Source organism: Psychrobacter sp. T6-4 (genome assembly GCF_052258425.1).
In the GTDB taxonomy this organism is placed as follows: Bacteria; Pseudomonadota; Gammaproteobacteria; order Pseudomonadales; family Moraxellaceae; genus Psychrobacter.
In genome coordinates, this window is record NZ_JBQQEZ010000006.1 from 33697 (window position 1) to 46787 (window position 13091).

Genomic DNA, 13091 nt, shown 5'->3' on the forward strand with positions numbered 1-13091 from the left:
TACTGTTGTCAACCCGCTCTTTATGAACCTAGCTTTTTAATAAAAGCCTGAGAGACGCATTTTGGGACAAACTTACTGACGTCACCGTCAAGCTTGGCGATTTCTCGTATCATCGTTGATGAGATAAACGAATAATGCTGAGATGGGGTCAAAAATACCGCTTCAAACCTATCATCAAGTTCGCGGTTCATATTGGCTAATTGAAACTCGTATTCAAAATCTGACATGGCTCGCAAGCCGCGCAGTACTGCTGTGGCGTTTTTTTCACGCATAAAGTCCACAAGTAAACCCTCAAAACCAACGACAGACACTTGCGGCAAGTCTGCAAATACCGTCTCAACTAGGCTCACGCGTTCTTCAAAGCTAAATAACGGCTTTTTGTGATGACCTGATGCGACAGCGATAACTACCTCATCGAATAATTTGGTCGCACGCTTGACCAAATCCACATGACCATTGGTAATCGGATCAAAGGTACCTGGGTACAAGATTTTGGTGTGCAGCTTTGATGAGGTGTTTGATGAGATTGCAGGGTTCATAGCAAGGGTCATATAGTGGTTGATGATACTGCGTATGCTAACAAATTTCGGCGGTGTTTAATACTTATCTGCTACATTTGTCCTAAGCTCGTTTTACCTATTTGGCTCGATGTTTTGATACAATAGCGGGTTCGACTCATCCGCTGCGAGCAATCGCAATAACCTGATAACAGTAATATTCTGATAACAGAGTTAGGACGAGGAACCGTTAGATCGGGGCAGCTATCTCAAAATAATGACTTGCCGCCCTTTGGAGAAAATAATGTCAAAAAAATCTAAAAAACCAGACAATCAAATTGCCAGTAATAAAAAAGCGCGTCATGAGTATTTTATCGAAGAAACATTCGAGGCGGGACTGGCATTGCAAGGCTGGGAAGTAAAGTCCATTCGCGCAGGCAAAATGACGATTACAGAAGCTTATATTATCTTTCGCAATAACGAAGCGTTTTTGTTCGGTGCGCACATTCAGCCGCTACTCTCAAGCTCAACCCATGTGAGTCCTGATACGACGCGTACGCGTAAGCTACTGCTTAATCGCCGTGAAATCGATAAACTCTATGGCGCAGTCAACCAAAAAGGCTATGCTTGCGTACCGCTATCATGCTACTGGAAAAACTCTCTTGTAAAATGCCAAATCGGCTTAGCTGTGGGTAAAAAGCAACATGATAAACGCAAAACGCTCAAAGATCGTGACTGGGAACGTGATAAGCAGCGCGGCTTTAAACAACATTTAGATTAAAGCCCTATATATTGATCTATTAAAAAGGACGATTCAGCCTTATGTTGAATCGTCCTTTTTATCTTTAGAGCATTCTAAAAATCATATTAAACCGTTTGCGCAACTTTTAAACTTTGCCTCTCTTGTTTTGCGCGGCGTAGTTGCTTAACACCATGAATAATGAGACATGCGATACCCAACCAAATGAGTCCATAACTATAAATCATCGCTGACTCAAAAGGGTTGCCAAGTACAGTTACCGCCAATATAAATAACAGCGCAGGCTCGATATAGCTCATCATGCCGTAGACATTAACGGGTAGCATTTGACTAGCATCGACGTTGGTTTTCATCGCAAGGACACTAAGTATCCCAAGTCCTACCAGCATCATGATAAAGAAACTAGATCCGCCCACTAACCCCAAACTACTAGGCGCTAAAAAAAACAAATAGGCCAAAGCAAAAGGCACAAATATCGTCAAATCAACTAGCAAGCCTGTAATCGCACCAATGTTTTGCTTGCGGCGCAAAATGTAATACAAAGGATAAGTCCCGCACACCCATAATGTCGCCCAAGACACGCTTTGGGTGCGTACGATTTCACTACCTACGCCAAGCGCGGCAAAACCAACGGCGAACCACTGCAGACGGCTAAGCTTTTCGCCAAATAGCACACAGCCAAACAGCACCATCATGAGCGGGAATAAGAAATAACCCATCGCCGTTTGCACGCCTTGACCGTTGACAGGCGCCCACATAAACAGCCAAAACTGACTTAAAAATATTGGCGTTGGTAATAGTAACCACGTCCACTGCTTAACTGTTTTAAGTGTCTTTAATCTCTCAATATGTGACCCCAAGCGACCGCTAATAATCAGATAGCCAATCAAAGCGCCCCACATCGCCAGCATACGCCAAATAAAAACTTGTGTGCCTGATAATGGCGCTAGAAAGCTACTGTACGCATAAAGCACACCAAATAGCAGGTTGGATAATACTGCCAGTGCTACGCCCATCATTAAAGTGCGCTGCTGTACGCTGCCTGCGGTCCACATTGTCGGTAGCGGTAAACGCGAGACTAAAGTATTAGATAATGTAGAAGTAGACATACAAGGCTCCTTAAATGAGATATAGGTGCAAGCTTTATTTTTAGAGTTTTAGCCAGTACCTATTTGATATTCTCTATTGTAGTAGCACGTAGTGAAAATATATTTCTAAATATACAAAATTATGATTTTATTTATCTTTATTTACTATATAAAATAACTTATTTATCGCTTTATCAATTTATATGATAATTAAACGATATTTTCAGATTTAAAAAGAGGTTTTTTAATGACTCATGCTTTGGACAATACAGATAAAGCCATCTTAAATTTGCTCCAAGAAGATACGACCTTACCACTCAAGACTATTGCAGAGCGAGTGCACGTCTCAGTAGCCACCGCGCAGCGCCGTATTCAAGCGCTGATAGATAACAAGGTCATCACCAGGCAAGTCGCTATTCTTGATCCGAACAAGGTCGGTTATGGTCTGACGGCCATCGTCATGATAGAGATGTCGCGCTCTAATACCTCAATGCAGCATCGGTTTGAGCGCTTGATGAATGAGCAACCGCGGGTGATGAGCTGTTATGAAGTGTCAGGGGACGCTGATTTTATGCTGATGGTCAATGCCAAGAATATGAACGACTATCACGAATTTACCCGTAGCCTGCTCACTTATGAGAATAACGTGCGTAGTTTTCGCAGTCAGTTTGTGATGAATTTTACCAAGAGTGGGACGAAGATTTTGCTCGATTGATTATAGTGATAAAAGCAGTAACTCACTCTTCGATAGCGAAAAGATGAAGTAAGTAGGGAATAGCAAACAATAGCGCTATAAAGCCCTAAACAAATAAAAGAGACAACAAGGTACCAACGTGAATACCCGTACTACTTAGGTCTGTCACATACTCAAACGTCGTTGTGGCTACCCCAATCGACAAAAACAGTATGACGATAATTAAATGTTTATGAGTAAATGCTTTAGAGCGGTAACGATTTCGCTTTTGGAAGTAAATAACAGCAATAAGATGAAAGAGTAAGACAATGGGTAGTATAAACAACATATAGTAAAAGGTAAGATGCCCTGCTGCACCTGCTGCACCTGCTGCACCTGCTGCATAGACAGGAGACGCTATAATCATAAGAAGTGCTAGTAAAGCTAGATGACTTGAATGTGGCAATTTGCGGTTTAAGTTTTTGTTTATCATCTCTATTCTCAAATTCGTTTATAATCGAGAAGGCGCTTTTTCATTAAGTCACAGTATCTATTTGAGCCTTAACCGCTCGTCATTCTAGTCCAAAATCGCTACATTATATTTTCAATGACTTAACCTTAGAATAACAGACTGGCCCTCTAAAAGTTAACTGTAGTTTTTCTCGCACTATCAATAACTTAACTAAATAATTGAAAATTGCTTTTTCACATCGTGAACGCAATTCATGTTAAAATGAGCGCCTTTAAATTAGCCGCTACTCAATTAGTCAACAATAACTATCCTTAGCCGCTAGCTATCACCCGTATTTTTAAGATTAAGGTTGTCCCATGTCTGCCGATACCATCGCCCGCACCGCTTTTAAACAAGGCACCAAAGCGCTTTATGATTACGATAAGCATTGGGCCAGCTGCTACGAGCCTGCTCCCTTTTTGCCAATGAATCGCGCGGAGATGGATGCGCTCGGTTGGGACGCTTGCGATGTGATTATCATCTCAGGCGATGCTTATGTCGATCACCCCAGCTTTGGGATGGCGATTATTGGGCGCTTACTTGAGTCGCAAGGCTTTCGCGTGGGTATCATCGCCCAGCCCGACTGGAAAAGCAAAGACGCCTTTATGGAGCTTGGCAAACCCGTCTATGCGTATGGCGTGACCGCTGGCAACATGGATAGCATGATCAACCGCTACACTGCCGATCGTAAGATACGTAGCGATGATGCTTACTCGCCGGGCAATGTCGCTAATAAGCGCCCTGATCGCGCGGCTATCGTCTACAGCCAGCGCTGCCGTGAAGCGTATCCTGATGTGCCGATTATCTTAGGCGGTATCGAAGGCAGCCTACGCCGTATCGCCCATTATGATTATTGGTCAGATAAAGTACGCCGCAGTATTTTGCTCGATAGCCGTGCCGACGTTCTTTTATACGGTAATGCTGAACGCGCTATTGTCGATGTGATGCATGGTCTATCCAAAGGCTATACCTTTGAGCAAATGAGTAAACTGCGTGGTACGGCATACTTACTCACGCCAAGTCGTCGTCATTGGCAAGCGGATATGATAGAAGTCGCTAGTAACGATGTCGATACCGTTGGCCGTGTCGATCCCATTATCAACCCTTATGTCATGACCGAAGACGTTGACAGCTGTAAGATTGAGCAAGAGCGTCCCAACCAGACGCCAAATCAAAACTCGTTTTCATCACAGTATCAGGGTTTTGTCGCTGAGCCTGTGACTAATAAAGTCTTGAACGCTGATCAAGTTGATGAAGAGACTCAGGTTGTGCAAATGCGCGGTATGGAGGTTCAAGAATACAAACCAAAAACGGCGCGTAAATATAAGCTAAAACTACCCGCTCGTGAGCAAACCGTCATTCGGCTGCCTGACTATGAGCAAGTCAAATCTGATCCTGTACTCTACGCGCATGCCAGCCGTATCCTGCATCTAGAGACCAATCCAGGCAACGCTCGCGCGCTGGTGCAACGTCATAGTAGCGGCGCGGGAAATTCCTTTACCTCTATCGATGTTTGGCTCAACCCGCCGCCGATTCCGCTCTCAACCGAAGAGATGGATTATGTGTTTGACTTGCCCTATGCGCGCCTGCCGCACCCGAGCTATGGCGATGCGCGCATTCCTGCCTTTGACATGATTAAATTCTCGGTCAATATCATGCGTGGCTGTTTTGGCGGTTGTACCTTTTGCTCAATCACTGAGCACGAAGGGCGCATTATCCAAAACCGCTCGGAGGAGTCTATCCTACGCGAGGTTGAAGCCATTCGTGATACTGCACCGAATTTTACGGGCGTCATCTCTGACCTTGGTGGGCCAACTGCCAATATGTACCGCCTCAACTGTAAAGATGAAACGATTGAGAAAAACTGCCGTAAGCCCTCTTGCGTCTATCCTGATGTCTGCGAAAACCTAATCACCGATCACAGTAATTTGACTAAACTATATCGTAAAGCTCGTGATATTAAAGGCGTAAAAAAGATCCTGATTGCCTCAGGACTACGGTATGATCTAGCCGTAAAAGATCCCGAATACGTCAAAGAACTGGTGAGCCATCATGTCGGTGGCTATCTAAAGATTGCCCCTGAGCACTCTGAAGAAGGCGTATTGTCAAAAATGATGAAGCCTGGCATGGGCAGCTATGATCAATTCAAAGCCATGTTTGAGCAGTTCAGTCAGGAAGCGGGCAAAGAGCAGTATCTGATTCCGTATTTCATTGCGGCCCATCCAGGTACTAAAGATGAGGACATGATGAACCTCGCCCTTTGGCTCAAACGCAATGATTATCGCGCTGATCAAGTACAAGCCTTCTACCCTAGTCCAATGGCAACCGCGACGACAATGTATCACACCCACAAAGACCCGCTACATAAGGTTAGCCGCGAAGGTGGCGATATGGATATCGTCAAATCGGGCAAGCAGCGTAAACTCCATAAAGCCTTCTTGCGTTATCATGATCCAAAGAATTGGGTAATGCTGCGCCGTGCTCTGCAAGACATGGGTCGTAGCGATCTCATTGGTAAAAACCGTGGCTGCCTGATACCACCGTTTAACGCCAGTTTAGAGGGCCGTGATGGGGAGCAAAATGGCTATCAGTCGGCACGCAAAAAGAACAGCCGCATCGGCAATGATTCTGTCAAGCGTCAAGGTAATAATAAAAACAGCGCTTGCAAGAAAAAAGTGAGTAAAGGCAACTTTCAAACTCAGCACACAGGATTGCCACCGCGTAAAACGAAATAGCGATTACTTTTGATTAATAACCCGAAAGCACATCAGTTATCAGGCTGATGTGCTTTCTTTAGTCGCGCTAAATACTTACATTAGTTATCGATAAGGCAACGAAACCCACAGCTTACAAACAATTTCTAACATAGCGTATCCTTAGTTTTGGTTACTATAACTTTATGCAATGAATGCATCATATAGATTTTATACTTTGGAGAAACTTATGAATACGATGATGAAAGTAGCCACAGCTATGCCTGCCCTTGCCTTGATCAGCGCTTGTTCAACGATGGCACCTAGCACGCCTATGACACCTGCAACGCCTGTCACCGATACAGCCCCTACCGTGGCTTATGATCGTATGGCGCCTGTGCCTTACACCTGTACAGACAACAGCCAAGTGATGGCTAAGCAATCAATCAACAAGCAACAAGCGATGCTAACAGCAACCTTACCTAAGGTTGGCTGGTCGCAGCAAAACATCATCCTAAATGGCGGCGTCCAAGGCGCGACCGCAAGCTACGTCAATCAGTCAAACCCAGAAGTCATCTATGCTTGGCATATGAAAGGTGACGAAGGTGTGTTAGCCATGAAATGGGCAAACGGTAGAGAGTATCAGGTCAACTGTAAAGTAGGTAGATAAGCCTATTGGCCGCGTCTCCTATTGATAGGAATAAACCTACTATTGGCAAGCCTTACGTGATAAAGAACAGTCATATATTATGGCTGTTTTTTTGTGGTTGATTGAGTGGTGAACACGACTAAAAGCTGTCAAAATGCTTGCTACTAGACAGGTACTACTACAGCGATAATAAAGGGTAACTCAATGAGCAAACGTCTAATCAGCATGGCAATGATACTTGCCTCAAGCCTAGCAGTGCTCGCAGGCTGTGATAATAGTGCTAGCACAACTGACGCGCAAAGCACACAAGTCGCGAGTACCACCAAGCAAAATACGTCCGATGACCAAGCTGTCGATACTGGCAATACAGCAGCTGCGGGCGCTATGGACTGGTCGCTGATGGCGAGCGATGTCACGCCTATTGACCGAGCAGACTTTGACTATCCGTTTGAGAGTGACAGCCAAAACGTCAAAGACTACGCGGACTATTTTGACGTCGATACTGCCACCGCACAATACAATCTCACCGTTGGCATGGCAAGTAATGAAGCGCTATCTAAGGCGCTTGATCAGCTTAGCAATAACTACACCTCTCATGAATTGACTGACGGCGACGATATCAAACTCATCATCCATACTACACCTGATATCCAAGCGGGTCGCTACGATTATGTGTTTGAAGGAGACTATGCCAAAGGACTCACCCTACCGATTGTGATTGTGCCTGATGGTAAAAAGGCTAAGGTTGATGTGCATGGGAAGGCTGAGGAGTAGAGTTTAACCCGTGTTGATATATACGACGGTATTTGACGATAAAAAAAATCATAAAAAACTCAAAGATAGCCTCAGCATCGCTTGCTTTCATAATGGGCAAATATGCTTATCATCACGCGGTTTTTTATAATCACTCATTCGGCGCTCGTCCCTCGCGCGTCCACGTTTCGTCAGCGCAGTTAATCGTAAAATGAATCTTGCGCACTAACGCGTGAATATGAAATAGCAAATTGAAATTACTAGACTTGTAGGGTGCGCCCCGCTCACCGATTCAATATCAAAACCATAAAGGAATAAAAATGCCAAGGTACATCCGTTCGTACACCCAAGGCGCTACTTATTTCTTTACATTGGTATCGTACAACCGAAGAAAAATACTATGCGAACCTGATTTCTTAAAAGCATTTAAAAGTAGTATAAGACAGATTCAGAAGCAGTATCCTTTCGAAATTATTGCGTGGGTGCAACTACCTGACCATTTGCACTGTATTTGGAAAATGCCTGATAACGATGCTGACTATAGTATGCGTTGGTCACAGATAAAACGGCTAACCACGCAAGCTTGTCCGCAGTATCATTCAACTAAAGATGCATTGAGCCTTTCAGAAGTAAAACGGAATGAGAGAGGAATATGGCAAAGACGATTCTTGGAGCACCAAATTAGAAACGAGTCTGACTTTATCAAGCATATGGATTATTTGCACTATAATCCTGTCAAACATGGCTTGGTTGATAAGGTTGCAGATTGGCCTTATTCAAGCTTTCATCGCTATGTAAGACAAGGGTTTTATGCGGAAGATTGGGGTGGTTCGATTGTTTTTTTAGAGGGTTTTGCGGATAAGCTGGGTTAGCTTGTCGTTTATGCAATTAAAGAATGATAGGGTGCGCCCCGCGCACCAACGCGTGAATATGAACCAATAGATTAAAGTCACCTCTCTATGCAAATCATTTAACGTTCAGCTATAAGTCAAATAATACATATAAATTTAAAACCTAATTCTTCAGTGGTGCGCGGGGCGCACCCTACACTAACTAACCCGATTGAAATTAAGCTGAATAGGATGAAGAACAATGAGTGAGCTAAGGTGTACAATCGAAAATACAAATCAGTTTTGGTCACACTATTTATCTTTGGAAAATAGCCTAGAAGAGATTAGTGAATATATTTCTATCCATAAGAAAAACGATGAAAGCTACTCTTTTAAAAACATGCAATTATATTTTGCAATTTGTACTGATATAGATAGTATTCTTAAACATATAAGAGCTAATTTAGATCTACAGTTAATTAAACAACCTAATATGGGTCATCATAGGGAAATGCTGTCGAAATACTTTCCAATAATTAGTAGCTCTGAGGTATTTCTTAATATCAGTAATGAAAAACGTGTTTTTCAACCTTTTAAACCGTTATCTAGAGAAGGTGAAGCTTTTGAGTGGTGGAGTGCATATAATGACATCAAACATCAACGTCCAGAAAATTTTTATAAAGCCAATATTAAAAATTTATTGAACGCTCTCGCTGCTTTGCACATATTAAATTTAATTTACGCCATAAGTTTAAAAAAAGAATACTTATGCAACTACGAAGATACTCTCATTCAAGCAAGTGCCTTACGAAGTTATCCACTTTTACAGTTTAAAAATAGTGGAGTAATGAGTTATATTGGCGGTCATTACTATTATGCTTGTCGATTAAACAGTGAAAATATATATAGGATGTAGCCTCTGCATTTCCTCATTATAACAACGAATAAATAGCTTTTGTAGGGTGCGCCCCGCGCACCAACGCATAAATCCAGATAGATAAATTAAAAACACTTATCTATAAAATTATTCCACGTTGAATTATTTATAAAATAATATGCTTAAATTCATAAATCCGTTTCTTAAATGGTGCGCTGGGCGCACCCTACTCAAATATATGCAGGTTCTCGCTCTTTGCGCGAGGGACGAGCGCCGAGTAAACCATTAAAGAAAGACGGCTCATGACCCGCATATTTGCCCACTGTTAAAGCAAGCGATGCTGAGACCATGCTTTTAAATCTTTGTCTTTTGCAATATATCTAAAGTTCGGTGAGTTAAGCTATCGCTAAACCACCCTACAAATCGCTTTCATATTAAAAAGTTATGATTCTTCTAACAGTGCCAAGAACTCATCCTCACCTACTACCTTAACCCCTAACTTCTCAGCCTTTGCCATTTTCGAGCCAGCTTTTTCACCTGCCAACAAAGCCGTAGTTTTGGCGGAGATGCTGCCTGAGACTTTTGCACCTAACGCTTGCAGTTTGGCTTTGGCTTCATCGCGTGCCATGCTGCTAAGCGCACCTGTTATGACCCACGTTTGCCCATCAAGTGGTAGATCGTCGGATGCGACTTGCTCAACGTTATCCCAATGCACGCCCGCTGCGCGTAATTTCTCTATCACTTCAATATTGTGCGAGGCGCGGAAGAACTCGTGGGTCAGCTCAGCGGTGATGGTGCCAACATCAGGGGTGGCAATAAGCGCGTCCATATCAGCGCTCATTAAGCTATCCAAATCGCCAAATTGCTGGGCGAAGTTTTGCGCGGTGCCCTCGCCGACGCCGCGAATACCCAAGGCGTAGATAAATCTAGCTAAGGTAGTTTTTTTGCTAGCCTCAATGGCTCCTATTATGTTTTGTACCGACTTCTCGCCAAGTTTTTCAAAAGTAATCATCTCCTCCATATGCTGGTGCAAGTCATAGATGTCGGCGACGGTTTTGACGAGTCCTTGCTCAAAGAAGCTAATGAGCCAGCGCTCGCCGAGTCCATCGATATCCATAGCGCGGCGCGAGACAAAGTGGATTAAGGCCTCGGTTTGCTGAGCAGGACAAAACAAACCGCCGCTACAACGGGCAAGCGCTTCGCCTTCGGGGAGCACTACAGGAGAGTCGCATACCGGACAGTTGCTCGGCAGGGTGACGGGCTTAGATTCCTTGGAGCGCTGATCGTGCCAGACGCGAGATATTTTAGGGATGACGTCGCCTGCGCGGTGCACGCTAACCATGTCGCCTGCGCGCACATCTAAGCGCTCAATCTCACCAAAGTTATGCAAGGTGACGTTGCTAACGGTGACGCCGCCGACTTTGACGGGCTCAAGTTTACCGACTGGGGTGATTTGCCCCGTGCGCCCCACTTGCCATTCGATATCGTTTAGGCGAGTGATGACGGTTTGGGCGGGGAATTTATAGGCGGTGGCCCAGCGCGGTTCACGCGATAAAAAGCCAAGCTGCTGCTGGAGTGCAAGACTATTAACCTTGATAACCATACCGTCGATCTCAAACGGCAGTTTTTCGCGAGTTTCAATCATTGACTCATAGTACTCTTGTGCTTGGCGCGGGTGAGCCACCACTCGCACCGCGCTGACGGTAAAGCCAAGATCACCAAGCCAAGCGAGGGCGGCAGACTGCGTCTCTATCGTCTCGGGTAGTCCTTGATTGACCGAGTATCCGTAGAACGCTAGCGGACGGCTAGCAGCAATAGCGGGATCTAATTGACGTAAGCTCCCAGCAGCGGCATTACGCGGATTGGCAAAGACTTTGTCATCGTTCTCGACTGCCAAGCGGTTTAAGCGCTCAAAGCCTGCTTTGGGAATCAACACTTCGCCGCGCACTTCTAGCAGTTCGATGTTTGTTGCTTCGCTAAGATACAGCGGCAAGTTACGGATAGTTTTGACGTTTTGGGTAATGTCCTCACCTGTTTGGCCATCGCCGCGTGTGACCGCTTGCACAAACTGTCCATGCTCATACTTGAGGGAAACAGCCAGTCCATCCAGCTTAAGCTCCATCTCGTACTCAGGGTTTTGTTGGGCCAAGCTTAAACGATCATTGACGCGGCGCATAAATCCGTGCAAATCATCATAGTCAAAGACATTGCCTAGAGATAGCATAGGGATATCATGGGTCACTTGGGTAAAGGCTGACAGCGGGGTATCGCCGACTTGATTGATTGGGCTATCTAGCTGAATAAGATCAGGGTAGGCTTCTTCTAACTCTAACAACGAGCGGCGCAGTTGGTCGTACTCGCTGTCGTCTAAGATAGGATTATCCAGCACATAGTAGCGATAGTTATGGGTTTTGAGCGTTTCGATAAGCGTGCGCATTTTTGCGATGATAGCGTCGTTATCTACGGCAGGTTTTACTGCATTTTTAGTAGAGGGTTTGGTAGCTTTTGAGTCAGTCATAATCGGCGTCTTTACGGTTCAAGATGCCAATATCATAACAAGTTTTGATAGCAAATAACGTAAAACGAATGACGTTATTTGCTTCAATAAGGCTAGAGTTTTTTGTTTTATTAGAGGTTAGCCTTTATTCATAGTCGCGTACTTGATTGCGCAGTTGCTGCTTATATTCAGGGGTGATCGGCTCGTTATTTTCGTCAAGCATAACCGCGTCCAGATCATCTGCCATCATGTAGGCAATACTCATCATACTATCAAAACTATGCAGCGCCTGCGGGTGCGGTAGCGATAAGAACACCACGACGCCGCTATAGGTATTGGTCGCCACGCTATGCGGGTCAAAAGGCGCGATACCCTCATCAGTGATGCCCATCATGCTAAACCAAAGCATACCTGTGCCGTCTTTTTGCTCATAGCGATGGAACATATTCATCGCGCCAAAGCGCAGACCATATTTATCTATCAACCCTAACAGGTCACGACCACGAATGACGGACGTTGCACGGTCACGGTACTGCTGCGGCAAAATCGTAATGTTGATGTTGTCTTTGGCATGAATCAGCGGACCGTTTTGCGCTTGATCAACAGGCTCAAGTAGATGCTGGTCGAGCACCGGACTGTTGTCATCAAAGCTTGGCTCATCAAAGGTATCAATGACAGGCATCAGGCTGTCTGTGGCTGACACTAGGCTTGAAAAAGCGTCAATCTCTTGCTCACCATTTTGCGTAGGCGCACTTAAATACTCATCGCTATTATCATCATTATTGATCTGCTGCGCTATCGCTGCAAATTCACTATCATCAGCGCGCTGCTGCTCCGCCTGCCAGCGCTCATAATCCTCATTTTGCTCGCTGGCAGGATTAGCGTCAGCTTGGGCATGATTTAGCATATCATCGATGGTTGCAGACTGCGTTGTAGGCTCGTCTTCGACGACCGCTTGTAGATACTCGCGATCAGGCGCGATACTGGTCTCGCCTGCGACAGTATCGTCAAGATCTGGCTGATCAACGATATTACGCTCATGACGCGGAATAATAGGAATGCCATTTTTGTCATAATTCACCGGAGTGGCTTCAGTATTTTGACGACGCTTAAAACTGCGAATGACCATAAACAGCCCTGCAAGCACAATAAAGGCTGCAATGGCAATCAAGATAAACTGAATAGCGGTCATGAGTGAGATATCCTAATAATGACAAAGGGGATGATAGTGAAAACAAATAGCAATAGTCTAGCATGGCTAAT

General features: G+C 44.6%; 12 protein-coding genes. 7 read left to right on the forward strand and 5 right to left on the reverse strand.

What is annotated here, in order from left to right:
* Window positions 1-20: 20 nt before the first annotated feature.
* Entirely contained in the window at window positions 21-539 is a 519-nt protein-coding gene (coaD, locus tag ACTXGE_RS05630) for a pantetheine-phosphate adenylyltransferase (RefSeq protein ID WP_435950248.1), read from the reverse strand.
* A gap of 262 nt (window positions 540-801) precedes the next feature.
* On the opposite strand from coaD, the gene smpB reads away from it, so the two are divergent.
* Window positions 802-1278, forward strand: a complete 477-nt coding sequence (smpB, locus tag ACTXGE_RS05635) for an SsrA-binding protein SmpB (protein ID WP_317200177.1) — start codon at window positions 802-804, stop codon at window positions 1276-1278.
* An 86-nt stretch (window positions 1279-1364) separates the two neighbouring features.
* Here smpB and rarD read toward each other — a convergent pair whose 3' ends face one another.
* On the reverse strand, window positions 1365-2366 hold the full coding sequence (gene rarD / locus ACTXGE_RS05640) for an EamA family transporter RarD (RefSeq protein WP_443542489.1): 1002 nt from the start codon (window positions 2364-2366) through the stop codon (window positions 1365-1367).
* A 226-nt stretch (window positions 2367-2592) separates the two neighbouring features.
* On the opposite strand from rarD, the gene ACTXGE_RS05645 reads away from it, so the two are divergent.
* Complete coding sequence (locus tag ACTXGE_RS05645; RefSeq protein ID WP_443542488.1) at window positions 2593-3060, forward strand: Lrp/AsnC family transcriptional regulator; 468 nt, start codon at window positions 2593-2595, stop codon at window positions 3058-3060.
* 85 nt (window positions 3061-3145) lie between these two features.
* On the opposite strand, the gene ACTXGE_RS05650 is transcribed toward ACTXGE_RS05645, so the two are convergent.
* Window positions 3146-3445, reverse strand: a complete 300-nt coding sequence (locus ACTXGE_RS05650) for a hypothetical protein (RefSeq protein WP_443542486.1) — start codon at window positions 3443-3445, stop codon at window positions 3146-3148.
* Window positions 3446-3846: 401 nt separating this feature from the next.
* Here ACTXGE_RS05650 and ACTXGE_RS05655 point away from each other — a divergent pair, with 401 nt between their 5' ends.
* The 5 genes from ACTXGE_RS05655 (at window position 3847) to ACTXGE_RS05675 (ending at window position 9370) form a co-directional block, all read left to right on the forward strand.
* On the forward strand, window positions 3847-6264 hold the full coding sequence (locus ACTXGE_RS05655; protein WP_443542484.1) for a YgiQ family radical SAM protein: 2418 nt from the start codon (window positions 3847-3849) through the stop codon (window positions 6262-6264).
* A 208-nt stretch (window positions 6265-6472) separates the two neighbouring features.
* Window positions 6473-6892 (forward strand): hypothetical protein, encoded by a 420-nt coding sequence (locus ACTXGE_RS05660; protein ID WP_443542482.1) that lies wholly within the window; start codon window positions 6473-6475, stop codon window positions 6890-6892.
* A gap of 183 nt (window positions 6893-7075) precedes the next feature.
* Complete coding sequence (locus ACTXGE_RS05665; protein WP_443542481.1) at window positions 7076-7645, forward strand: hypothetical protein; 570 nt, start codon at window positions 7076-7078, stop codon at window positions 7643-7645.
* A 299-nt stretch (window positions 7646-7944) separates the two neighbouring features.
* Window positions 7945-8496 (forward strand): REP-associated tyrosine transposase, encoded by a 552-nt coding sequence (locus ACTXGE_RS05670; RefSeq protein WP_443542479.1) that lies wholly within the window; start codon window positions 7945-7947, stop codon window positions 8494-8496.
* Between the two features lie 220 nt (window positions 8497-8716).
* Window positions 8717-9370 (forward strand): hypothetical protein, encoded by a 654-nt coding sequence (locus ACTXGE_RS05675; protein WP_435950240.1) that lies wholly within the window; start codon window positions 8717-8719, stop codon window positions 9368-9370.
* Between the two features lie 403 nt (window positions 9371-9773).
* On the opposite strand, the gene ligA is transcribed toward ACTXGE_RS05675, so the two are convergent.
* Both ligA and ACTXGE_RS05685 read right to left on the reverse strand, forming a co-directional pair.
* The gene (gene ligA / locus ACTXGE_RS05680; protein ID WP_443542478.1) at window positions 9774-11849 is read right to left on the reverse strand and encodes an NAD-dependent DNA ligase LigA; all 2076 of its coding nucleotides are present in this window, start codon (window positions 11847-11849) and stop codon (window positions 9774-9776) included.
* A gap of 124 nt (window positions 11850-11973) precedes the next feature.
* A complete protein-coding gene (locus ACTXGE_RS05685) occupies window positions 11974-13020 on the reverse strand; it encodes a cell division protein ZipA (protein WP_443542476.1) in 1047 nt (348 codons plus the stop codon).
* Window positions 13021-13091 lie beyond the last annotated feature (71 nt).